The 23,289-nt window shown below is 67.3% G+C and carries 20 protein-coding genes; 12 read left to right on the plus strand and 8 right to left on the minus strand.

The window, feature by feature from the left end:
• Nucleotides 1-133: 133 nt before the first annotated feature.
• The 3 genes from ACSQ3D_RS11765 (at nt 134) to ACSQ3D_RS11775 (ending at nt 5,736) form a co-directional block, all read left to right on the plus strand.
• Nucleotides 134-2,338 carry a cyanophycin synthetase gene (locus ACSQ3D_RS11765; RefSeq protein ID WP_056167315.1) on the plus strand — a complete coding sequence of 735 codons (2,205 nt, stop codon included), beginning with the start codon at nt 134-136 and terminating at the stop codon, nt 2,336-2,338.
• Between the two features lie 237 nt (nt 2,339-2,575).
• Complete coding sequence (gene cphA / locus ACSQ3D_RS11770) at nt 2,576-5,164, plus strand: cyanophycin synthetase (RefSeq protein ID WP_436127004.1); 2,589 nt, start codon at nt 2,576-2,578, stop codon at nt 5,162-5,164.
• A gap of 59 nt (nt 5,165-5,223) precedes the next feature.
• Nucleotides 5,224-5,736, plus strand: coding sequence for a CreA family protein (locus ACSQ3D_RS11775; RefSeq protein ID WP_436127206.1), 513 nt, complete (start codon nt 5,224-5,226; stop codon nt 5,734-5,736).
• A gap of 335 nt (nt 5,737-6,071) precedes the next feature.
• Here the strand turns inward: ACSQ3D_RS11775 and ACSQ3D_RS11780 are convergent, their stop codons facing one another.
• Together ACSQ3D_RS11780 and ACSQ3D_RS11785 are read right to left on the minus strand one after the other, a co-directional pair.
• Complete coding sequence (locus ACSQ3D_RS11780; protein WP_436127005.1) at nt 6,072-6,728, minus strand: DsbA family oxidoreductase; 657 nt, start codon at nt 6,726-6,728, stop codon at nt 6,072-6,074.
• 182 nt (nt 6,729-6,910) lie between these two features.
• Nucleotides 6,911-7,393, minus strand: coding sequence for a MerR family transcriptional regulator (locus tag ACSQ3D_RS11785; protein WP_218339714.1), 483 nt, complete (start codon nt 7,391-7,393; stop codon nt 6,911-6,913).
• Nucleotides 7,394-8,247: 854 nt separating this feature from the next.
• Here ACSQ3D_RS11785 and ACSQ3D_RS11790 point away from each other — a divergent pair.
• Genes ACSQ3D_RS11790 through ACSQ3D_RS11800 form a run of 3 tightly spaced genes read left to right on the plus strand, consistent with a single transcriptional unit; the run spans nt 8,248 to nt 11,695 of the window.
• Nucleotides 8,248-9,414, plus strand: a complete 1,167-nt coding sequence (locus ACSQ3D_RS11790; protein WP_436127006.1) for a dsDNA nuclease domain-containing protein — start codon at nt 8,248-8,250, stop codon at nt 9,412-9,414.
• Nucleotides 9,411-9,890 (plus strand): hypothetical protein, encoded by a 480-nt coding sequence (locus ACSQ3D_RS11795; RefSeq protein ID WP_436127007.1) that lies wholly within the window; start codon nt 9,411-9,413, stop codon nt 9,888-9,890. The genes ACSQ3D_RS11790 and ACSQ3D_RS11795 overlap by 4 nt, the downstream gene beginning before the upstream one ends.
• A 2-nt stretch (nt 9,891-9,892) precedes the next feature.
• A complete protein-coding gene (locus ACSQ3D_RS11800; protein WP_436127008.1) occupies nt 9,893-11,695 on the plus strand; it encodes a hypothetical protein in 1,803 nt (600 codons plus the stop codon).
• Between the two features lie 342 nt (nt 11,696-12,037).
• Here the strand turns inward: ACSQ3D_RS11800 and ACSQ3D_RS11805 are convergent, their stop codons facing one another.
• Nucleotides 12,038-12,298, minus strand: coding sequence for a hypothetical protein (locus ACSQ3D_RS11805; RefSeq protein WP_056417505.1), 261 nt, complete (start codon nt 12,296-12,298; stop codon nt 12,038-12,040).
• Between the two features lie 214 nt (nt 12,299-12,512).
• The gene (locus ACSQ3D_RS11810) at nt 12,513-14,027 is read right to left on the minus strand and encodes an AMP-binding protein (RefSeq protein ID WP_436127009.1); all 1,515 of its coding nucleotides are present in this window, start codon (nt 14,025-14,027) and stop codon (nt 12,513-12,515) included.
• Between the two features lie 395 nt (nt 14,028-14,422).
• On the opposite strand from ACSQ3D_RS11810, the gene ACSQ3D_RS11815 reads away from it, so the two are divergent.
• The 3 genes from ACSQ3D_RS11815 (at nt 14,423) to ACSQ3D_RS11825 (ending at nt 18,197) form a co-directional block, all read left to right on the plus strand.
• Nucleotides 14,423-15,478 carry a DUF533 domain-containing protein gene (locus ACSQ3D_RS11815; protein ID WP_436127010.1) on the plus strand — a complete coding sequence of 352 codons (1,056 nt, stop codon included), beginning with the start codon at nt 14,423-14,425 and terminating at the stop codon, nt 15,476-15,478.
• A 228-nt stretch (nt 15,479-15,706) separates the two neighbouring features.
• A complete protein-coding gene (locus ACSQ3D_RS11820; RefSeq protein ID WP_436127011.1) occupies nt 15,707-17,203 on the plus strand; it encodes an SPOR domain-containing protein in 1,497 nt (498 codons plus the stop codon).
• A 211-nt stretch (nt 17,204-17,414) separates the two neighbouring features.
• Nucleotides 17,415-18,197: an SGNH/GDSL hydrolase family protein gene (locus ACSQ3D_RS11825; RefSeq protein WP_436127012.1), complete on the plus strand. Its 783-nt coding sequence runs from the start codon at nt 17,415-17,417 to the stop codon at nt 18,195-18,197.
• Nucleotides 18,198-18,237: 40 nt separating this feature from the next.
• Here the strand turns inward: ACSQ3D_RS11825 and ACSQ3D_RS11830 are convergent, their stop codons facing one another.
• Both ACSQ3D_RS11830 and ACSQ3D_RS11835 read right to left on the minus strand, forming a co-directional pair.
• A complete protein-coding gene (locus tag ACSQ3D_RS11830; protein ID WP_436127013.1) occupies nt 18,238-19,062 on the minus strand; it encodes an alpha/beta fold hydrolase in 825 nt (274 codons plus the stop codon).
• Between the two features lie 43 nt (nt 19,063-19,105).
• A complete protein-coding gene (locus tag ACSQ3D_RS11835) occupies nt 19,106-20,110 on the minus strand; it encodes a M14 family zinc carboxypeptidase (protein WP_436127014.1) in 1,005 nt (334 codons plus the stop codon).
• Nucleotides 20,111-20,279: 169 nt separating this feature from the next.
• Between ACSQ3D_RS11835 and ACSQ3D_RS11840 the strand changes: the two genes are divergently transcribed.
• The 3 genes from ACSQ3D_RS11840 (at nt 20,280) to ACSQ3D_RS11850 (ending at nt 21,292) form a co-directional block, all read left to right on the plus strand.
• Nucleotides 20,280-20,408, plus strand: a complete 129-nt coding sequence (locus tag ACSQ3D_RS11840) for a hypothetical protein (protein WP_255593410.1) — start codon at nt 20,280-20,282, stop codon at nt 20,406-20,408.
• Nucleotides 20,377-20,550, plus strand: coding sequence for a hypothetical protein (locus tag ACSQ3D_RS11845; protein ID WP_200912430.1), 174 nt, complete (start codon nt 20,377-20,379; stop codon nt 20,548-20,550). Before ACSQ3D_RS11840 ends, ACSQ3D_RS11845 begins: the two co-directional genes overlap by 32 nt.
• A 253-nt stretch (nt 20,551-20,803) precedes the next feature.
• Nucleotides 20,804-21,292, plus strand: coding sequence for an HU family DNA-binding protein (locus ACSQ3D_RS11850; protein ID WP_436127015.1), 489 nt, complete (start codon nt 20,804-20,806; stop codon nt 21,290-21,292).
• Nucleotides 21,293-21,403: 111 nt separating this feature from the next.
• On the opposite strand, the gene ACSQ3D_RS11855 is transcribed toward ACSQ3D_RS11850, so the two are convergent.
• Nucleotides 21,404-21,865: a transcriptional repressor gene (locus tag ACSQ3D_RS11855; protein ID WP_436127016.1), complete on the minus strand. Its 462-nt coding sequence runs from the start codon at nt 21,863-21,865 to the stop codon at nt 21,404-21,406.
• An 8-nt stretch (nt 21,866-21,873) separates the two neighbouring features.
• On the minus strand, nt 21,874-23,283 hold the full coding sequence (locus ACSQ3D_RS11860) for an efflux transporter outer membrane subunit (protein ID WP_436127017.1): 1,410 nt from the start codon (nt 23,281-23,283) through the stop codon (nt 21,874-21,876).
• Between the last annotated feature and the right edge of the window lie 6 nt (nt 23,284-23,289).

Raw genomic sequence — 23,289 nt, forward strand, 5'->3', positions numbered from 1 at the left:
CTCATGTAACGTCTGCAGCGATCATTTGGCTGACACTGCCAGCCAGTGCGCGGCTGACGCACAATCCCCGTCCATCACGTCTTTTTTGTCCTTCGACGCCCTTCCAAGGCCGCAAACACACCCGCTGCAATCCATGGCGAAACTCAACGACATCCAACTGCTGCGCATCAACTACCTGCGCGGACCCAATATCTGGACCTACCGGCCGGTCCTGGAAGTCTGGCTGGACTTGGGCGAACTGGAGGACTACCCCTCCCACACCATCCCCGGCTTCACCCCGCGCCTGACCGCCTGGCTGCCCGCACTCATCGAACACCACTGCGGCGTGGGCGAGCGCGGCGGCTTTCTGCAGCGCCTGGAAGAAGGCACCTGGTGCGGCCACGTGCTCGAGCACATCGTGATCGAGCTCTTGAACCTGGCGGGCATGCCCACCGGCTTCGGCCAGACGCGCTCGACCAGCCAGCGCGGCGTGTACCGCATGGTGTTCCGTGCCCGCGACGAAAGCGTGGCACGCGTGGCGCTGGCCCAGGGCCATGCACTCATCATGGCGGCCATCAACGACGAACCGTTCGACGTGAAGGCGGCCGTGGCCCGCGTGCGCACCGAGGTCGACGACCAGTACCTCGGCCCCAGCACCGCCTGCATCGTCACCGCCGCCACCGACCGCGGCATCCCGCACATCCGCCTGAACGACGGCAACCTGGTGCAGCTGGGCTACGGCGCCAGCCAGCGCCGCATCTGGACGGCCGAGACCGAATTCACCAGCGCCATCGCCGAAGGCATCGCCAGCGACAAGGACCTGACCAAGACCCTGCTCAAGTCCTGCGGCGTGCCCATCCCTGAAGGCCAGGTCGTCAACAGCCCCGAAGAAGCCTGGGAAGCCGCGCAGGACATCGGCCTGCCCGTGGTGGTCAAACCCTCCGACGGCAACCACGGCCGCGGCGTCACGCTCGATTTGCGCAAGAAGGAAGACATCGAGGCCGCCTACCACGTGGCCTACCCCGAAGGCAGCGACGTCATGGTCGAGAGCTTCATCCCCGGCGACGAACACCGCCTGCTGGTGGTAGGCGGCAAGGTGGTGGCCGCAGCGCGTGGCGAGGTGGTCAGCATCACCGGCAACGGACGCAACACCGTCAAGGAGCTGATCGACACCCAGCTCAACTCCGACCCGCGCCGCGGCTACGAAGAAGAGTACCCGCTCGAGATCATCGACCTGGCCACCGACACCAAGGTGCAGCTCGAACTCAAGCGCCAGGACCTGGGCGCCGACTCCGTGCCCGCCGCGGGCCGCGTGATCGTGGTGCAGCGCAACGGCAACGTGGCCGTGGACTGCACGGACGACGTGCACCCCGAGGTCGCCTACATCGCCCAGCTCGCCGCCAAGGTGGTGGGCCTCGACATCGCCGGCATCGACATGGTGGCGCTCGACATCTCCAAGCCCCTGCACACGCAGGGCGGCGCCATCGTCGAGGTGAACGCCGGCCCCGGCCTGCTGATGCACCTGAAGCCCGCCGTGGGCGCGCCCCGCCCCGTGGGCCAGGCCATCGCCGAGCACCTGTTCCCGTCCGAAGACGACTCCGGCCCCGTGGGCCGCATTCCGGTGGTGGGCGTGGCCGGCACGCGCAGCACATCGACCATTGCGCGGCTGGTGGCCTGGCTGCTGCACCTGGGCGGCCACCACACCGGCCTGGCCTGCCGCGAAGGCCTGTTCCTGGACCGCCGCTGTGTCGAGACCACCGACTGCGCGCACTGGGAAGCCGCCCACCGCCTGCTGATGAACCAGACCGTGCAGGCCGCCGTGATCGAAAGCGACGCCCGCACCATCCTGCGCGACGGCCTGGCATACGACCGCTGCCAGGTGGGCGTGGTGACCGACATGGACGGCGTGGAAACGCTGGCCGAGTTCGACGTGCATGAACAAGACCAGATGACCAAGGTGATGCGCACCCAGGTCGACGTGGTGCTGTCCGAAGGCGCCGCGGTGCTGAACGCCGCCATCGAGCAGGTGGCCGACCTGGCGCCCCTGTCGGACGGCTCGGTCGTGCTGTACGCGCAGGACCCGACCCTGCCCGTCATCGTCGAACACCGCGCCACCGACAACGGCCGCGCCGTCATCGTCAAGAACGGCCGCGTGGTGCTGGCCACCGGCAGTGCCGAGCACGTGCTGGGCTCGCTGGCCGACCTGACCTTCGGCCGCAACGCCGTGGTGCCCGACACCGACGCCCTGCTGGCCGCCGTGGGCGCCGCCTGGGCGCTGGACATCGCGCCCGACCTGATCGGCGCGGGCATCAAGACCTTCGAGCCCGACCTGCCCGCACCCCTTGGCCTGCCCACCTGAAATGGCACCCCCTGAGTCGCTTCGCGCCTTCCCCCTCTCTCGTATTGCTGCGCAATATGGGAGGGGAACGCCCCCAGCGCGGCGGGGCGGCCCTTGCGCGGGGGCACTCGCCTTGGTCGCGCCAGTTTCATGTGCCGCTGGCGTCACCACGTACTGTGTGAAATTGACGCTGAGCAACCTGACAGATGTAGTGAAGTCGGACTGTGGTCCCGACGGATATTGAGAAAGAGACTCCCCATGGATGTATCCCGCACACGGGCCCTGCGCGGCCCCAATCTCTGGAGCCGCCACATGGCCATCGAGGCCATCGTGACCTGCCCTGAAGCCGAGCGTGCCGTCAGCCAGATGGCCGGGTTCGAAGCCCGCCTGCGGGCGCTGTTCCCGGGCATCGGCGCACTGCACCCGGAAAGCGGCGGCCCCGACATCTCGCTGGCGCACGTGCTGCAGACCGCGGCCCTGGCGCTGCAGGCCCAGGCCGGCTGCCCCGTCACCTTTGCGCGCACCACCGCCACCACCGACGCGGGCGTGTACCAGGTGGTGGTGGAATACAGCGAAGAAGCCGTGGGCCGCAAGGCGTTTGAATACGCCGAGCACCTCATCCACGCCGCGCAAGGCACCGGCACCTTCGACGCCGATGCCGTCATCGCCGAGCTGCGCGAGCTGGACGAAGACGAGCGCCTGGGCCCCAGCACCGGCTCCATCGTGGCCGCCGCCGTGGCGCGCAACATTCCGTACCGGCGCCTCACGCGCGGCAGCCTGGTGCAGTTTGGCTGGGGCTCCAAGCAGCGCCGCATCCAGGCCGCCGAGGTCGACTCCACCAGCGCCGTGGCCGAATCCATCGGCCAGGACAAAGACCTGACCAAGCGCCTGCTGCACGCCGCCGGCGTGCCCGTGCCGCTGGGCAAGCCCGTCGACACGCTGGACGAGGCCTGGGAAGTCGCCCTCAAGGTCGGCCTGCCCGTCGTGGTCAAGCCGCAGGACGGCAACCAGGGCAAGGGCGTCACCGTCAACATCACCGACCGCGCGCAGCTCGACGAAGCCTTCCGCACCGCGGCCGAATACGGCACCGTGATGGTCGAGCGCTTTCTGCCGGGCCACGACTTCCGCCTGCTGGTGGTGGGCGACCAGTTGGTGGCCGCCGCGCGCCGCGAGCCGCCCCAGGTGCTGGGCGACGGCCAGCGCACCGTGCGCGAGCTGGTGGACATCGTCAACCAGGACCCGCGCCGTGGCGAAGGCCACGCCACCTCGCTCACCAAGATCCGCCTGGATGACATCGCCGTCGCACGCCTCACGCTGCAGGGCCTGACGCCCGACTCCGTGCCCGACAAGGGCCAGCGCGTCATCCTGCGCAACAACGCCAACCTGTCCACCGGCGGCACCGCCACCGACGTGACCGACGACGTGCACCCTGAAGTCGCCGCGCGCGCCATCGCCGCTGCGCAGATGGTCGGCCTGCACATCTGCGGCGTGGACATGGTCGCCGAGACCGTGCTGCGCCCGCTGGAAGAGCAAGGCGGCGGCTTTGTCGAAGTGAACGCCGCCCCCGGCCTGCGCATGCACCTGGCGCCCAGCTACGGCAAGCCCCGCAACGTGGGCCAGGCCATGGTCGACAAGCTGTATGCGCATGGCGACGACGGCCGCATCCCCACCGTGGCCGTCACCGGCACCAACGGCAAGACCACCACCGCGCGCCTCATCGCCCACCTGTTCAACGCGCAAGGCCTGCGCGTGGGCATGACCAACACCGACGGCGTTTACGTGAACGGCCGCCAGATCGACAGCGGCGACTGCAGCGGCCCCAAGAGCGCCCGCAACGTGCTGCTGCACCCCGAGGTGGACGCCGCCGTGTTCGAGACCGCCCGCGGCGGCATCCTGCGCGAAGGCCTGGGCTTTGACCGCTGCCAGGTGGCCGTGGTCACCAACATCGGCGCGGGCGACCACCTGGGGCTGAACTACATCACCACGGTGGAAGACCTGGCGGTCTTGAAGCGCGTGATCGTGCAGAACGTGGCCACCACCGGCTACGGCGTGCTGAACGCCGCCGACCCCATCGTGGCCGCCATGGCACCGTCGTGCCCCGGCAAGATCATCTTCTTTGCGGCCGACCGCCACCACCCCGTGATGGCCACGCACCGCGCGCAGGGCCACCGCACCGTGTACGTGGACGGCGACTCCATCGTCGCGTCCGAAGGCTCGTGGCGCGAAACCATCCACCTGCGCGACGTGCCCATCACCCGCAACGGCAAGATCGGTTTTCAGGTCGAAAACGTCATGGCGTCCGTCGCCGCCGCCTGGGGCGTGGGCATGCCCTGGCAGACCATCCGCCGCGGCCTGTCGGGCTTTGTGAACGACAGCGACAACGCCCCCGGCCGCTTCAACATCATGGACTACCGCGGCGCCACCGTGATCGCCGACTACGGCCACAACCCCGACGCCATGCGCGCCCTGGTGCAGGCCGTGGACGCCCTGCCCGCCAAGCGCCGCAGCGTGGTCATCAGCGGCGCGGGCGACCGCCGCGACGAAGACATCCGCGAGCAGACCGTCATCCTGGGTGCCGCGTTCGACGACGTCATCCTGTACCAGGACGCCGCCCAGCGCGGCCGTGCCGACGGCGAGGTGATGAACCTGCTGCGCGAAGGCCTGGCCGGCGCGCCGCGCACGAAGCACGTCGAAGAGATCCGCGGCGAATTCATCGCCATCGACGCCGCCCTGGAACGCCTGCAGCCCGGCGACCTGTGCCTGGTGCTGGTCGACCAGGTCGAAGAAGCCCTGGCCCACCTGGCCCAGCGCTGCACCGAAGCCCCCGCGCCCGGAACGGCCGCGTGACGATGATGATGATGATGACGAAGAAGGCGCGGCCCACGATGACCATGAAGATCACGACCATGCAGACGACCAAGACCCGGGCCGCTGCCGCCATCGCTGCGCTCGCAGCGTCGGCCCTGTGCATGGGCATGGCCGCACCGGCGCACGCCGCGTCCGGCGAAAAGATCGGCACCGTGGACACCGCCTTCCAGTGGGTGGGCCGCGACCACGACATCATCGTGGAAGCGTACGACGACCCCGCCGTGCAAGGCGTGACCTGCTACGTCTCGCGCGCCCGCACCGGCGGCATCAAGGGCACGCTGGGCCTGGCCGAAGACCGCGCCGAGGCCTCCATCGCCTGCCGCCAGGTCGGGCCCATCAGCTTTCCGGAGCCGTTGAAGAAGCAGGAAGAAGTCTTCAGCGAACGCATGTCCATCCTGTTCAAGCGCCTGCGCATCGTGCGCATGGTGGACGCCACACGCAACACGCTGGTGTACCTGACGTACTCAGAAAAACTGGTGGACGGCTCCCCCCAGAACAGCGTGACCGCCGTGCCCGTGGACCGCGCCACGGCCATCCCGCTGCGCAAGTGATGCCCTCGTAGTTGCGGCTGCGGCAGTGGCTGCAGCCCCGTCACTGTCAGCCAGGGTAAGCATCCCGCCCCGCCCCTGGCACCCCCACCCCAATCCGTTCACGCTGAGCCTGTCGAAGCGCCGCACAGCACGCCGCCCAACCCCGTTCACGCCATGTGAACGGACCCAGCCCGAGAGCGCACAGCACGCAAAGCACCCAACGCACAGCACGACAAGCACACCACCACACCACAACAACAAAGGGGCCCCAGGGCCCCTTTGTTTTTATGTAATTCAGCCCCTACCGCTTATCCAGCAAGCGCCAACAGCTATACTTTCAATAGCAAATCACAGCCTCACACCTGCTGCGCCGCAATCTGCCGCAGCGCCTGCTCGAACACCTCCACCGGCTGCCCACCCTGGATCAGGTGCCGCTCGTTGATGATGATGGCCGGCACGGAGTGGATGCCGCTTTGCAGGTAGAGCTGCTCCCGCTCGCGCACCTCGTCCGTGAAGCGGTCCGACGCCAGCAGCGCACGCGCCTCGGCCACATCCAGCCCCACCTCGCCCGCCACCCGCGCCAGCACCTCATGGTTGCTCGGGTCCTGCCCGTCGGTGAAATAGGCCTTGAACAGCGCCTTCTTCAGCGCGGGCTGCACGCCCTGCTCTTCAGCCCAGTGCAGCAACCGGTGCGCATCGAAGGTGTTGTAGATGCGGCTGCGCTTGTCCATGCTGAAGGTAAAGCCCAGCTCCGCCCCACGCGCCGCAATCGCCTCGCGGTTCTTCTGGCTCTGCGCGGGCGTCGCGCCGTACTTTTCTTGCAGATGCTCGCCAATGTCCTGCCCCTCCGGGCCCATCTGCGGGTTCAGCTCGAACGGCTGAAAGTGCAGGTCCAGCGCCACCTCATCCTTGAGGCGGTCCGCCGCCTGCTCCAGCGACTGCAGGCCGATGATGCACCAGGGGCAGGAGACATCGGAGACGAAATCGATTTTGAGGGTGGTGGGGTTGGGCATGGGAGGGCCTTGGGAAGGGAAGAAGGACGGGATGGTAGGCGGGGTGGGATAACCGTGGTGGGAGGGGGTTTACTGGCGGTGCAACGTCTTCACGGATGGAGTTGACCGACTTGTTCAGCTTGCACCGTCAATGGTTGGTTGGTTAATTGGCCATGCAGACCCCCGAAACCCCGGAGCATCGACTAGCCGCAGCACCGCGCCGATGTGCCAGCCTCCAGCGCCCGCTTGGCGGCCAGGGCCGAATCACTCAGGCTCAAGTCCTTGAGGATGTTGCACTGCGGCGCCGGCCCGCCCACGCATTGGTCGGTGCAGGCCGTCACGAACCTGCTCAGGCTGCGCTCCAGCGCCAACAATTCCGCCAGCTTGGTGCGCACGGTGTCCAGATGCACCTGCGCGATGTCGCGGGCGTGCACGCAATCCATGTCGTCGTTGGATGCGAGGGCCACCAGGGCTTTCGTGTCCACGACAGAAAACCCGAAATCGCGGCAATGGCGGATCAGCGTCAGCAACTCTTGCGCATCCTCGCCATACACCCGGTGCCCGCTGGGCCGCCGCATGGCTTCGGGGATCAGGCCCACCTCTTCGTAATAGCGGATGGCAGACACGCTCAACCCGCTGCGCTCCGCCAGTGCACCGATGGTCAACGGTGCGGAAAGGTTATTCATGGGAAATCCTTGCATCTCAAGCGACTTGAGGTTCTAGAGTCAGTCTATCGGTCTGAACCGATCTTTGAAAGGACTCGCCATGAAGAAACCCCTCCTCGCCACCATCGGCCTCGCAGGCGCCTGCGCCGCCTGCTGTGCGGTGCCCGTACTCATACCTGTGATCTCCGGCCTGTCCGTGGCTGGTTTAGCGGGGCTGGACTGGGAGCGTCTGTCGGTCAGCCGTGAGTACCTGGCATCCGCGCTCGGCGTTGCAGTGGCAATAGCCGTCGCACTTGGCATCTGGTTGGCCCGGCGACGGCGGGTGGGCAAGGCGTGTACTTTGGACGGCCGTATGCCCCACGACGATGGAGCCGCGGCATTGAGGGGGTGTGGGTGCCGTGGGCAGACGTGATGGGGCAGGGGCCATGTTTTGCCTGAACTTGGGTAGGGCCGTCGCGCTGGGTTTCGAGCGGTACTCGAAACTGGGCGTTGGAACGGGTTCAGACGCGAGGCGGAGGGTATCGCGTGAAGGCGTCTGGAGATGTGTCTGACGGCGGCTCTGCAGCGGTTGCTGTCTTCGGTTGCTGCTCTCAAATTCACGCTGTCGGCCAGCGACCTGTCGCTGATTTGCTCGGGCCATGTTGGGCGAATGGTCGATGAGACTGTATATTTACACAGTCATGTCCTCCCTGTACGCCACAGCCCCGAGTTGCAGTGAACGTCGCCTTGCGATGTCTACGGCCGCGGACGTTCGGTTTTGCCAACGCTTCCGACTCGCTGGCTCCGTCGCGATTGGGGATCGAACCCTCCCGTTCGCGTTCGTAAATCTGTTACAAAAGAGACGCGCGAAAAGCGGGGAGTACACAAAAGAATCTATGGACACCATCCATGACAAGGCGCCGAGGGAGACGGTCGGTCGCACCACGGTTACGCGATTCCGAATGCAGTTCCAAGCAGCCGCCTACGCGGCGCTTGAAATTCTGAGCAGCAAAGAGGTTGACCGTGTCTACTGCGATTATCACGACGACTTCGTCGTGCGCCGCACCGTCGCTGGCGTCGTCGAGTACCACTTCTTCCAGGTCAAGACCAAGGGAAAGGCAAACCAGCAGTGGGACGCTTCCGCGGTCTTCGCTCTCAAAAAGCAAGGCGCGCTCGACACTGAAGAAAAGCTTGAGGCGATTCGAAACAGCATTGCTGGCAAGCTGTTTTTGCACACGGTCGAGTTTGGCGAGCAGTGCCGCGAGGTCACTATGCTCAGCAACGTGCACTTCGCCGACGATGTCCACGAAGTCGTCGCCGACCTCTCTGCCGGATCGTCCAGCAAGAAGTACATCCGCCAATTCATAGAGAAGTTCGCAGACATCATCTCTCCTGGTAAACCAATGTCGCCGGAAGAGGTCGAAGCAGCCCGGAAAAAGCTGTCCGTTCTTGCAAATGTTCAGTACATCGGCGAGACGCTCGACACCTTCGCCATGGCTGCGCACAACGCCATTTGGAGGCACAGCGAAATCGAACTTCACCAGCACGAGGTGAAACGTATCGCCAACAGCTTGGTAACCCTCGTCGAGGAGAAGTCCTGTGCTCCGATTGGAGGCCTATCCAAGTCTGGCATCGACATGGCAGCCAGCGTTGGCTTGGAAGACCTGCTTAAGGTCTTGAGCATCTCCACACAGGTGTATCAGACTCTGTTGGATGGGGGCGAGCCAGGGGCCATCAAGACTGCATCTATCCTTCAGCGGAAACTGAAGGAGGTGGGCGCCACCGACTCGATGATTGAGGCGGCATCGCGAGCAAAGGTTTCATGGGACGTCTGGGTGCGCAGTGCACGGCATGGGGCGCCCGACTTCACTTTCAACGTCCTGCTGGAAGAAATCGACAGCAAGTGCAAAGCTTGGCTGCTTGCAGGCGGTGCTTTCGCAGACCTTGAGAACTTCATTCAAGACATCCTGAACTCAAACATTGGCAAGCAATTCCCGGTGCTGAACACCGACCTCGTGTTCGGAGCGTTCTGCGCCGCTGTCGTCAGAAGGTCGACGCGATGAGTGCAGCCGAATTCTTCAGCGAGGCAAAACGGCTCAACCTGAAGCTGAAGGTGTCCGGAGCCGGGCCGTCCCCTGCCCACACGCTCGATAACGAGGCGCTCTTTCAGCTACCCCTACTTGCCATGACCATCTTGGCAATATCGAAGGGACTATCCAAGCCCGAACTGCCGGAGATAGGTCGGCTGGTGGGCGAGTGCCTAGAGCGTACCGTCGCTGGCTTCAAAGGTTCTTCTCAGGACATCGGGTGGTCCGGCAACCTTCGCATCAGAACGATCAAGGCACTCACGTTCCTGGAGTCGACCGGGCAGGTCACCATTGACGAAGCCACGCGCCGAATCTCCGCGACCGACCTCGGTAAGAAGGTCTACAACGGCGCCATCGACGGGGAAAGCCTCTTGGCCGTCTCCATGAAAACAATAGAGCTCAGCTACCAATACATCAGGGATGAAGCTCAGGCCAGGGGAGAAGTGAAATGAGGATGAAGTCACTGCAAATCGAGCCCCTGGGCGAGGCGGGGTGGGAAAGTCCCCTGCTGGAGGTTGGCCTTCGGACCACGATGCTGTTCGCCCCGAATGGCAGCGGGAAGACGCCGATCATCCGGGCACTCGCGTCGGCGCTCGGCTTTCCAAACAAGTTTCGGAACGACATCCTTGAGAAGTGCAAGGCAGTTGTTCTGCATGCAGAGTCTGAAAGCAAGCCCCTGACAATCCGTAGGGTGATTGGGGCGACGAACACCGAGTTCTACGCGACGATTGATTTCGATGGCAAGCAGACCGAGCATCATTCGGAGGGATCCTTCTCCATCGCGTTGTTCGAACTGCTTGGCCTCAAGCCTCCCCGGCTTGTCTCGAATAAAGGCGAAGAAGCGCAGCCCTACATCTCCACGCTGCTGCCCGTCTTCTACTTGATTCAGGGTTACGGGTATTCCGCCGCATATAAATCCCCTAACCCGTTCATTGAAGACCAGTTCGCTGAGATGGTCCGCTTCGCCTTTGGACTGAATCCCAAACACTCCTACGAGGTCAAGAAGAACCTCATCGAGGAGAAGAGCGCCCTCGAGGCACAGACGCGCAAGATCGTGGGAGCGCAGCGGGTGCTGGAGTACCAAAGCCGTGGAGTCGACGCCAGCGATGCCAACCAGGCGGTGTTGCTGCGAACTGTGGAAGATTTGATCCAGCAAATCGACGCGCTTCGCGCTTCTGTTGACGCCAAGGGTACGGCCAGTTCCGCTCTCTCTGAGATGCTACGCCAGAAGGATGTCCAAATTCGGGCCAGGCAGGTGGAGCTCTTCGATTTGCAGAACCGTGTGGCTGGCATTGAGACCATCCGTGCTGAGATTGATGGCGAGGTCAAGACTCTTGGTCTGAACGAAGAGGCCCGGCGAGTTTTCACCTCGTTTCAGGAAATCTGCCGCGTGCCGAACTGCGGGCTCTTTCTGGGTAGCACCGAGTCCTATGGGAAAAACCTCCTATACCTCAAGGATCAAATCAAAGACCTCGAGCGCAACAGTCTTCGCGCCGAGATTCGAGTCGAGCAGTTGCAAGAACGCCTCGGCGAACTGGGCGTGGAGCGTCAGACGCTCGTCGACAACCTCGACTCGCCTACCACTTCGGGCGTCGATCAGCTTGTGACGGCCGTAAAGGCGCTGACCAAGCAGCTTGTCGACGCGCAGTCTGAACTAGGCCGCATCTCTGCGCTGAAGGACGAGCGCTCGAAGCTATTTGAACTGGAGAAAGAACGGGACCGCATCCAGGACCGCATCGACGGACTGTCCAACACGGGCAGAGCCGACAACGAATTCAAGAAGCTACGATTGACGCTGCGCGAACTCACCGTCAAGTGGATGCAGACGCTGGTGACGCAGAACGTGTCAACGAACGTCGACATTGATTTGAACCTTCGGTTCACGTTCGGTGGCGAAACTATAGAGACCATCGGCAGCGGCGGCACCAGCAGCACGACGATTCGTCTGGTCCTCGCCATACACGCGGCCTTATTCGAGGCGTACCTATCCGATAAGTCTCGCCCGTTCCGTTTTCTGATCCTCGACACGCCGAAGCAAGAAGAACTCCATACCGCCGACCTAGCTCAGTACCTCAAGGAGCTAGAGAAGATGTGCGAAGCGAACAATGCTCAGCTTGTTTTCTCATCCACTGAGTATGACCATCCGATCGGTCCAAAGGACAAGCGTTGGCTTCCTGCATATAGTGGCCCTGACAAGCCGATGTACCTTGGCAAGCGGGAGGACTTGATGGTCCATAACACATCGACGACGCGGTAGGGAAAAGTAGGAGTTTGACTCGGCTAAAAACGGTCGTTCCGAGTAGGTACTCGACACTGCAACGAGTCGAGGGCTCGGTATCGGATACCCAACTGGCGTTCGCGCCGGCACCCGTCGAACGTCGGGTAACGAACGGAGCTGTCGCTCGTGCCGCCTACCGCGAGTGACTCTGATCAGCCTAGACCGGTAGTTGGCAAATGCGCCCCGGCCTCCAACTCCCCTTGCGATTATGTCTTCAACACATGCTCATCACTGTTCATGGAAGCCTTAGCCGCGTAACAAGGAACAGCCGTCAAAGACACGCATTAAATCGCCCACTGGCCCAACGCTAGCCAGCTCCCATCACCCCGCAACCCGCATCAACTCAGCCTTCGACAAAATCACACACCGCTGGCGGGTCTGCTGGTACTTGCGCAATGCGGCGTCCTGGATGCGCTCGATGTTGCGGCCCACGGCCTGGGCGAGGGATGCAAAAGCGCCGTGCACGCCCAGGGTGTGCTCCAGCATGGCGCGGTCCAGGCGGACGGAGAGGTCGTGGCCTTGGGCGTCCAGGTTCACGATGATGAGGCCGGGTTGCGCTGCATCGGAGACGATCTGCATCATGGTCGGGGAGATAAAACGAAGTGAATTGGAAGGTTGTGCCGATGAGCTGTTGCCGCTCGACTCGGACACACGAAGCCCGCAACTTTAGGGACACCGGAGGCCACCGCTTGTAGGACCGCAACGGAACCCGCTCACAAGTGGCGCATGTGTGGCTGAATAGGCGCATGGAGAGCAGCGATGAACCGGTGTTTCATCGCCATTGCATGCAGCGCGGCTACCCACGCAGTTCCGTCTTCAACACCTTGCCGTAGCTGTTCTTCGGCAACCCTTCCACCCACCGATACACCTTCGGCCGCTTGAACCGCGCGATGTGTTCCCCACACAGCGCGTCCAGCACCGCATCCTCCACCGGCCCGCCCTCGCCCGCCACCAGGTAGGCCACCACCACCTCGCCCCACTCGACATCGCGCTGCCCCACCACGGCCACCTCGCGGACCTGGGGGTGCAGCAGCAGCACCTCTTCCACCTCGCGCGGGTAGATGTTGCTGCCGCCGGAGATGATCACGTCCTTCGACCGGTCCTTCAGGGTCAGGAAGCCATCGGCATCCAGCACGCCCACATCGCCCGTGTGCAGCCAGCCGCCCTGCAGCGTGCGGACCGTCGCGTCGGGGTTGTTCCAGTAGCCGGGCATGACGGTGTCGCCGCGCACCAGCACCTCGCCGGTGTCGCCGGTGGGCATGGGCTGGCCTTGGGCGTCGACCACGCGCACCTCCACCAGCGACTGCGCCACGCCGACCGAGGCCATGCGGTTGGCCCAGCGGGGGTGGGTGGTATCGGCCAGGTGCGCGCGTGACAGCGCGGTGATGGTCATGGGGCTTTCGCCCTGGCCGTAGATCTGCACGAAGCGGTCGTCGCCCATGACGGCCATGGCGGTGCGCAGGTCGTCGGCATACATGGGGCCGCCGCCGTAGACAATCGTTTTGAAGCCCGACACGTCGGCACCGGTGGCGAGCACGTGGTCCACCAGGCGGTGCACCATGGTGGGCGCGGCAAACAGGGTGAGCTGGCCCACTGTGGCGGCCAGCTGCACCAGCTCGGCGGGGTCGAAGCCGCCGGACACGGGCACCACGTGCCGCCCGCCGCGCAGCACCTGGGCGTAGTTGTACAAGCCCGCGCCGTGCGACATGGGTGCGGCGTAGACCATGGCGTCGCCGGGCAGCACGTCGTCCACGTCGGTGAAGTAGCAGGCCGTCATGGCCAGCAGGTTGCGGTGGGTCTGCATCACGCCCTTGGGCCGGCCGGTGGTGCCCGATGTGTAGAACAGCGATGCGATGTCGTCCGGGGCGCGGTCGTGCACGGGCATCGGCGCACCGTGCTGCTGCACGGCGTGCAGGTAGTCGGCAGAGCCCAGCACCAGGGTGGATGCGGGGTTGGCGCCCGCATCACGCGCGGCGGGGTGCAGGGCGTCGGACACCAGCACCACGCGCGCGCCGGAGTCGGCCAGCACGTAGGCCAGCTCTTTGGCGTGCAGCTTGTAGTTGACGGGCACGTGCACGGCGCCAGCCCACACGATGGCGTGCAGCGCCTCCAGGTACTCGGGCGCGTTGGCGGCGTAGATGGCCACGCGGTCGCCGGGCAGCACGCCGTAGCGTGTGCGCAGGCTGGCGGCCAGCGCGGCGGTGCGGGCACCCAGCGTTTGGTAGTCGAAGAGCACTTGGTCGCCCTTCAGCACGGCGGGCTGGTGGGCGTGCAGTTGCGCGCTGCGGCGCAGCAGGTGGGCGATGTTCATCGGGTGGCGCCCCGCGCGCTGGGCGTGGTGGTGCCTGCCCTGCTGGTGCTGCCCTTACTGCCCGTACTGCCCGTAACGCTGGTATTGCTTGCCCTGCTGGTCGTCGCCGCTTGCCGCATGCCTTGCCTCCTTGCATTGAGACAGCCACTGTACGCAAGCCGGGCCCGGGCGCACAGCCGATCGACTACGCAAGGGGAAACCCGAGTGGGGAGCGCAGGGCTGGCAGCCCGTGCCCCGATGCACCTGGTTACCAGATGGCTGCAAGTCCCCACAAGCAGTGGCGTTGAAAGCGCGCGCCCTAGACTGCACCTGACTCCGCACGCCGCCCGTAGCCCCTTTAGGCTGGGGCGGCGTGCCAACCCCCTTAATTTCACGGCCTTGCAGGCCCGCACCGCATGACTCCAGAACAGCAAAAATCCATCCTCACCATCGCCTTGCTGGCCGCGTTTGCGGACGGCACCAAGGACGACGCCGAGCGTGAAAAGATCCGCCGCATCGCCCAGTCCCTCGCGGGCGACAGCGGCATGGCCGACCTGCCGCGCATTTACCAGGACGTGCTGCTCAAGCGCACCACGGTGCAGGCCGCCGCCGCCGCGCTGACCGACCCCGGCCACCGCCAGCTGGCCTACGAGATGGCGGTGTGCGTGTGCGATGTGGATGGGCGCCAGACGCCTGCGGAGGCGCAGTTCCTGGCCACGCTCAAGTCTGCGCTGCAGCTGGGGGCGCAGCAGACCGCCGCCTTCGAGCATGAGGCCGATGCGCTGGTGGACGTGGCCGAAAAGGCGCCGCCCTCTGCCGTGCCGTGGGGCGTGGCGGGTGCTGCGGCCACCGGTGCTGCGGCCTATGCAGCCGCTGCTTCTTCTCCTTCTGCTTCTTCTTCGCCGTCCTCGTCGCCTGCATCCATGCCCGTGCCGGTGGCCGTGCCCGCAGGCCCGGGCGACGCCGAGCTGGACAAGTCCATCCTGAACTACGCGATGCTCAACGGCGCACTGGAGCTGCTGCCGCAGTCGTGGGCGTCGATGGCCATCATTCCGATGCAGGTGAAGATGGTCTACGGCATCGGCAAGGCGCACGGCGTGGAGCTGGACCAGGGCCACATCAAGGAGTTCATCGCCGCGGCGGGCGTGGGCATGACGTCGCAGTACCTGGAGCAGTTTGGCCGCAAGCTGCTGGGCGGCCTGCTGGGCAAGGTGGCGGGCCGTACCATCGGGGGCGTGGGCAGCGCGGCCACCGGCATGGCGTTTTCTTTTGCCACCACGTATGCGCTGGGCCAGGTGGCCAAGCGCTACTACGCGGGCGGCCGGGTGATGAGCACCGCCATGCTGCGCGACAGTTTTCAGAACCTGCTGGGCCCGGCCAAGCAGATGCAGTCGCAGTACCTGCCGCAGATCCAGCAAAAGGCGGCCACGCTGGATGCCGGCAAGATCATGGCGATGGTGCGGGGCGGCTGAGGCGGGGGCAGAGCGGCTGCGGCACGCCGCTCCTATTTTGATAGCTGCTTGCGCTGACCCAGAAAGCGGTAGCGGCCATTTTTTATCCAATCCTGCGGCAGTGCCACCCCTGCGGGCCTGCTGCCGCAGCGCTGCCAGCCCCCACCGCGGGCGCCGCCCTGGTACCGCACAGGCGCTGCGCGCCCGCAACACGCGGTGAATGCGCGCCAGTGCATGACAGAATCAGGCATGCGCGCCACCACGGACTTTGCAGACTCCCTCATCCCCGCCATGTCGCTGGACTCGCCGTCCGACAACGCCATGACGGCGCTGTACCGCGTGGCGCTGGGGCCGGTCAACACCGACTACTACCTTCCCGTCTTCGCCCGCTTTGACACCGCGGGCCGCACCACCACCACCTGGAACTGGGCAGCCAGCTTGTGCACCTTGAACTGGATGGTGTTCCGCCAGGTGTGGAGCGGCGCGCTGGCCTATGTGGCCGTGGCCGAGGGCCTGGCGCTGCTTGTGTTTGCGCTGGGCCGCCAGTTCTTGAACTGGCCGCAGGGCGTGGAGCTGGGCGTGCTGGCCGCGTTTGCCATGCTGGCGTTCACGGTGCCGGGCCTGTATGGCAACGCCATCCTGCACGCCGACGTGCGCCGGCGCATCTCGCGCGCGCTGGCCGCGTCGCGCACCGTGCCCGAGGCCTGCGCGCTGCTGGAGCAGCGGGCCAGCAGCCGCAAGCGCCTGCAGGCCATCGTGGGCGTCAATGTGGCCCTGGCCATCATCGCGGTGGCGGCGTACCTGACGCTGCCCGGGGCAGGGTTTCACAACGAGGCCGACACGTCGATGACGCCGGCCGTGACCGTGGCCCAGGCGTCATCGGCAGCGGCCGCTGCGGCATCTGCGGCGTCTGCCCAGGCGGCGGCCCAGCCACCGGCGGCCGAGCCAGCACCCGCGACACCCGCGCCCACGCCTGCCGCCGCCATGGCCACGGCCAGCGGTGCACCTGCGGCGACGGCCCCGGCCCCCGCTCCCGCATCCATGCCGGCAACCGCGCCGGTACCAGCAGCGCCCGCCGCCAAGGCCCAGCCACATGCCACCGCGCCGGCAGCCCCTGCCACGCCAGCGGCGCCCACTGCAAACAAACCCGCCAACGACAAGGCCAGCGCCCCTGCGGCTTCGCCCGCGCCAGCATCAGCGCCTGCCAGGAGCGACCAAGCCCAGGCCACTGCCGCCGCCACAGCCGCTGCAACCGCCGCCGCCAAGGCCGACGCACCCGCACCGAAACCTGCACCTGCCTCCAAACCCGCCCCAGCGCCCGCAGCCCCGGCCAGCAAGGCAGACGCTGCAACCGCCAAGGCTGCGGCCAAGGCCGCCAGCAAGCCGGCGCCAGCCCCCGAGCGCGCCACCCGCACCGCAAAGGCTGGCGGCGCCAAGCCTGCGGCTGCCGCATCCGGCGCCGCCGCCGCAGCGGCCTCCGAGGCCACCAGCGCACCGCTTGCCACCGTGGGCAGCGCGGCGGGTTACTACATCAACGTGGGCCTGTTCGCCGAAGAGGCCAACGCGCGCAAGACGCAGGCGCGGCTGCTCAACGAAGGGCTGCCCGCCTTCCGGCAGGAGCTGAACAACGCCAAGGGCCGCCGCATCCGCGTGCGGGTGGGCCCGTACGACAGCCGGGCGCAGGCGGCCGCCGCGGCCGAATCCATCCGCGCGATGGACCTGGACGCGGTGGTCTTCAAGCAGTAGGTTTGCGGCGGTAACGGTCAGCGGTAGCGGCAGGCAGCGACCCGTGTCACCCGCCCGCTGCCCGCGCTGCGGTGGAGAACAACGCTGGCGGGTGGGCGCAGATGGCGCCCAGGGGTGCGCTGTCCTACGCGGGCCGCGGCGCGTCGCCGACTTACCCGGCGGTAGCGCGGCGATACGCTGGCTGCATACCCAACGCCCTGCCTGCGCCACCATGCCACACCACGCCCACCGCCACCCCTCCCGCACCCGCCGCCTGGCCCTGGTCACTGCGGCCGCCATCGGGGGCGCCTTGCTCGTGTCGGCCTGCGCGCCGTGGCGCATCTTTACGTCGGTGGACCTGGCCAAGCAGGCCCAGCCCTACACCGCGCAACCCGCGCAGCCCAGCCAGCGGCTGCTGGTCGTGGGCGACAGCACGGCCCTGGGCACGGGGGCCAGCAGCCCCGCCGACAGCCTGGCGGGCCTGATCGGCAAGGCCCACCCGCAGTGGCGCATCGACAACCTGGCCGCCAACGGCGCCAAGTTCGGCGATGTGGCGCAGCAGCTGCAGGGCGCCGAGGCGGGCTACGACATGGTGCTGGTGCTGGCCGGCGGCAACGACGTGATCCGCCTCACCACCCAGAAGACACTGCGCGCCAACCTGGAGCAGACCGTGGCGCTGGCGCGCGAGAAGGGCCGCACCGTGGTGCTGATGCCCTGCGGCAATGTGGGCCATGCGCCGTTCTTCGTACCGCCGCTGTCGTGGGCCATGTCCAGCCGGTCCGAGCGGCTGCACGCCATGGTGCAAGAGGTGGCCGCGGCCAATCAGGTGCGCTACGTGCGCCTGCTGCGCCCGCGCGATGAAGACCCCTTCGTGCTGCGCAGCGACGAGCTGAACGCCGCCGACGGCCTGCACCCCAGCAGCGCTGGCTATGCGCAGTGGTACCAGGAGCTGGTGGCCCAGGGCGGCCTGGCTCCGGCCACGGCAGGCGCCACCGCCACCCCGGCTTCCGAATAACCCGCTGTGCCGCCGCCCGGCGCGGCGGGAGGCGGGCGGTTCAACCAGGCCCCGAGGTGTCCGTGCACGCCTCGGCACTGCCTTGCTCACTGCCTTGCGCACTGCCATCACCACCCATGTCGGCCACCCAGGCCCTGACCTGCTCCACCACCCAGGCTCCGTCATCCAGCGGCAGGTCGTGCCCCGCACCGGGGTGCAGCCGCAAAGGTACCTGCCAGGCCTGCGCGATGGCGATGGAGCACCGCACATCCACCAGCCCGTCGCGCTGGCTGGCGAGCATCAGCACGCGCTGCAGCGGCGCGGCCACCGGCGCGCGGTAGCGGGCTGCAGCGGCCAGCTGGCGCAGCGCGTTGGCCGGCGACGCCGGCCGCACCCGCCGCACGCGCGCCCACTCGGCCACGGCAGCGCCATGGTCTGCCACGCGGCGGCTGGTCAGGCGCAGCACCGTGTGCTCCATCTGCTCGGGTGACTGCGGCCGCAGCACCAGCCCCAGCAGCGCCGCGTAGTTGCGCGGCCGCAGCCGCTGGTAGAAGGCGCTGAAGGGCTGGAAGCTGGTGTTGATGAGCACGCAGCCCGCCACCTCGTGCGGCGCCACCCGGGCCCATTCGGTGGCCACCATCGCGCCCAGCGACATGGCCAGCAGGTGGTACGGCGGCGCCACGCCCCGGCGTGTCAGGTCGGCGCGGCATGCGGCCACCATGCCCGCCACCGTGGTGGGCGACGGCTGCCGGTGCAGGGCGCCATTGCCCGGCAGGTCCAGCGCGGTCACGGCATGGCCCGGCAGCGCCCGCTCGAAGTCGGCCACAAAGCTGCCCCAGTGCGCTGACTCGCGCGTGAGGCCGCGCAGGAAGATCCAGGTGGGCATCCGTCCCTTTCAACCAACAGTCTGCGGCACAGCGGCTACCGCATCAATACCAGGCCGCCAGCGCATCCGCCCGCCGCTGCGCGCGCTGCTCGGGCGCGGGGGCCCAGCGCGCGTGGCTGCACGCGGCGCGCGACAGAAAGTCCAGCAGCAGCATGTGCCGGCGCAGCACGCGCTGCTGGCGGTGGTCGATCAGCGGGTTGAAGATGCCCCAGCGCGAGAACAGCTGGCGCGGGTTCTTCTTGATCCACAGCCACGAGCCCATCTCCAGCGTCAGCGGCAAGAAGGTGTGGGTCGGCACGTTGCGGCAGGCCTGCAGGTACAGGTGGTCCCACAGGTCGCCGTGCGTCAGGTACTGCGCGCTTTGCGGCTCGATCACGTACGGGTGGTGGCTGTGGGCCTGCAGAAAGATCTCCTGCAGCGCATGCAGCTCGGCCAGGTGCGGGATGGGCTTGCGCGTGTGGGCGAACGGAAACCACAGCCGGTCCTGCACGCCAAAGCCCGAGTGGCAGTCCAGCGCCAGGCTGAAGCTGCGCGGCAGCAGCTCGGCCTCCACCACCTCGCACAAGGCCTGGGCCTCTTCTTCCATGGGCTCGCCCGCACGGCCCCGAAACCACGGCAGGCCCGCGCTGAGGCGCTGGCCGCCCACCCACAGCGGCACGCGGTCCATGGCCTCGACCGGCGCGTTGCGCATCAAGTCCACGCCGCGCGGGTTGGCGCGGGTGGACGACCACATGCCGCCCGGGTTGACGATGGGCATGAACACCAGCCGCACCTGCTCGAGCTGCCGGTGCAGCGTGGCGTCCCAGCGCAGCCGCATCACCACGCTTTGCAGGTAGGCCATCACCACCTCGGTCCCGATGCGCTCCAGGCCGTGCACGCCGCCGAAGAAGCCCACCGCCGGAACACCGGGCGCGTCGTTGCCGATGCCGATGGCGTAGATGGGTAGGCTGGGCCCCGCAGGCACCTGCACCTGGCGCACCACCCGCACGTCCAGGTGCGCAGCGCCCTGCTCGATGATCTTTTCCAGTGCCAGCAGCTCGGACAGCATGTTTTTCCGGTGAATGGCGGCCCGTGGGGCGCGCACCAGCCGGCGAGCTTAAGCGGGCGCCCGGCCCCGCGATAGCCCCATGCGGGCGGCTGTTGCTATTCACCCCGGTGACGCCAAACCGTCACATTGGCGGGCTAACGTGGCCGCAGTCAACGGGTGGAGGTACACCATGCTCTGGAAAATTCTCGGACTGCAGCGGCTGCTGGATGAGCTCTTCGATCAAGGCTGGGTGCGCTTTGACCTGCCCCGCACGGACGGATGGTTCCATGACGACGCGCCGCTCCCGTCGCAAGACTGAGGCCTACCGCCTCGCGGTGCTGTGCGGCACGCTGGGCTGCGCATTTGCGTGGGGCCTGGTGGAGCTGCTGGCGCTGCAGCGATCGCGCTACCAGCTGTGGCGCGACAGGCACCACACATCGGACGCGCGCCTGCTGCGTTAATCCCCAGCCGCCGCAGCGCGCCCTGCGCAGGCCCTCTGCGGCATCATGAACAGGCCCTGCCCGCGCATGCCGCGTGGGCCGCGCCAGCGCTTGATGCGCCCCCGCACAGCGCTGCGCGAACGCTGCTGCAAGAATCCTCAAACCTCTGCGGGTCTTCCATATGCTGGCGCGTTGCGCATACGCACCTAAAATCGCGCGTCCCCTCAAAAAATTGAACAGGGACGTCTCGAAACTCTGAAACAACAAAATCATCATGGCAACTGCGAAAAAAACCCCCGCTGCTCCCGCAAAGAAGGCCGTCGTCAAGGCCGCGGCTCCTGCAGCCAAGAAGGCGGCTCCCGCCAAGAAGGCCGCAGCCCCTGCGACCAAGGCAGCCCCTGCCAAGAAGGCTCCTGCCGCCAAGGCCGCCGCCGTGCCGGCAGCGCTCAAGCCCATCAAGGCAGCGTTCAACAAGACGACGCTGGTCGCCCACCTGGCTGAGCAGTCGGGCGTGGACCCCAAGGCCACCAAGGCCGTGCTGGCAGCGCTCGAAGCCGCCATCCTGGGCTCCGTGCACAAGAAGGGCTCCGGCGAATTCACGCTGCCTGGCGTGCTGAAGATCGGCCTGCAGCAAGTCGCTGCCAAGAAGAAGCGCTTCGGCAAGGACCCCTTCACCGGTGCTGAGCGCTGGTTCCCCGCCAAGCCCGCATCGGTCAAGATCAAGACCCGCGCGCTGAAGAAGCTCAAGGACGCAACGGCCTGATAGATCAGCCCGCGCTCCCCAGCGACAAGGACCAGATGCCCCCGGGCGTCTGGTCCTTTTTCTTTGTGCGGGCCTTGGGGTTCAGTTGGGCTTGGTTGGCTTTAGCGAGGTTCAATTGAGCTGGCAGTGACCTGCGGCGCCGTCGCAGCCCAGGCAGTCCACCTGCAGCACCAGGTCCGCCACCAGCGGCCGCAGGCCCACTTCGGCGGCACGCAGTTCCAGCTCGTTGCGCAGCTGCGCGCCGGGCAGCGTGGCCGAGCGCTCGCACCGGCGGCAGGCGATGCGCACGTCAGCCGACGGCGGCGGCGCAAAGGGCCGCAGGCGGTACACCGTGTGGCGCCGGTCGCTGCGGTCGTGCAGCAGCACGCCCAGGGTCTGCAGCTCGTGGATGATGCGGTACACCGTGCTGGTGCTCACGTGCGTGCCGCGCAGCAGCATCTGGTGAAAAGCCTCGTCCGCACCGATGCCCGCGCTGCCCGCGGTGTGGATCACCTGCAGCACGCCGATGCGCGCCGTGGTGGGGCGCAGGCCCGCGGTGCGCAGGCGCTGCAGCATGGTCACGGGCTCATTCATGCCTGCGTTCATGGCTGCGACACCGTGGCCATGGCGGCCACGCGGTGCGCGCCAGTATCGGCGTCGGGCTGCCAGCCCCCGCCCAATGCGCGGTACAGAGCCACCTGCGCCTGCCATTCGGCCTGGTGCAGCTGGGCCGCCATGTCCTGCGCGGCGTACAGGGTGCGCTGTGCATCCAGCAGCGTGAGCAGCGTCTCGGCCCCGGCACGGTAGCGCGACTGCGCCAGGGTGGCCGCCTGCTGCGCCTGCTGCACCACCTGCGCCTGCGCGGTGCGCTGGGCCTGCGTGCCCGCCACCGCCTGCAGGGCTTGCTCCACATCGCTCACGGCCGCCACGATGCTGGCGCGGTACTGCGCCAGCAGCTCGGCCTGCCGTGCCTGGGCCGCATCGCGGTCGGCGGCCAGGCGCCCGCCGTTGAAGATGGGCGCGGCCAGCGCAGCCGCCAGGCTGTAGAGCGGGTTGTCGAACACGCGGGGCAGGTTGCTGCCGCCGGTGCCCAGGCTGGCGCTCAGGCTGATGCGCGGCAGCAGCGCCGCGCGGGCTGCGGCCACGTCGGCGTGGGCGGCAAAAAGCCGCGCCTCGGCCCGCGCAATGTCGGGCCGCCGCACCAGCAGGTCGGCGGGCAACCCGGCAGCAGGTGCCAGTGCCTGCGTGGCGGGCAACGCGCTGGCCTGCACCACCGGCCACTGCGCCTGGCCCAGCAGCGCGGCCAGCGCCGTGTGCGCGCCCGACACCTGCTGGCGCCGCGCCTCCAGCACCTGCCGCTGCGTGGCCACCAGGCCCCGCTGCTGCGCCTGCTCCAGCTGCGTGGCGGCCCCGGCGCGCGCACGCGACTCGACCACGGCCAGCACGCGCTCGGCGCTGTGCAGGTTCAGCTCGGCAATCGCCAGGCGCTCGCGCCCGCCCACCAGTTGCAGCCAGGCCTGCGCCACCGCCGCCGTCAGCGTGATCTGCACCGCGCCGCGGTCGTGCACGCTGGCGGTGCGCAGGGCCTGGGCACTGGCGCGCTCGGCACCCAGGCGGCCCCAGGCGTCGAGTTCGTAGCTTGCGACCAGCGCGGCGCCGATCTGGTTGCCGGCCACCTCGGCCTGCCCGCCGGCACGGGCCTGGCGGCGGGCGTCGAGCGTGCCGGTCACGGCGGGCAGCAGGCTGGCGCCGGCGGCCCGCGCCACTGCATCGGCCTGCTGCACCCGCGCGATGGCGGCGGCCAGGTCCGGGCTCTGCGCGTGGGCCGCGCGGATGAGCGCGTCGAGCTCTGCGACGCCGAGCGCAGAGACGCCCGTCGTCACCCTCTGCGTAGGCGGCAGCGGGCTGGCCCACTGCACAGGCAAGGCGGGTGCTGCAGCGGCATCTTCAGGCAGCGGCTGCACCGCAGCACAGCCGCCCAGCAGCAGCACGCCAGCGGCAAGACAGGACACAGAGGC

This window comes from Acidovorax sp. LjRoot117, from assembly GCF_964252695.1.
Lineage (GTDB): Bacteria > Pseudomonadota > Gammaproteobacteria > Burkholderiales > Burkholderiaceae_C > Acidovorax.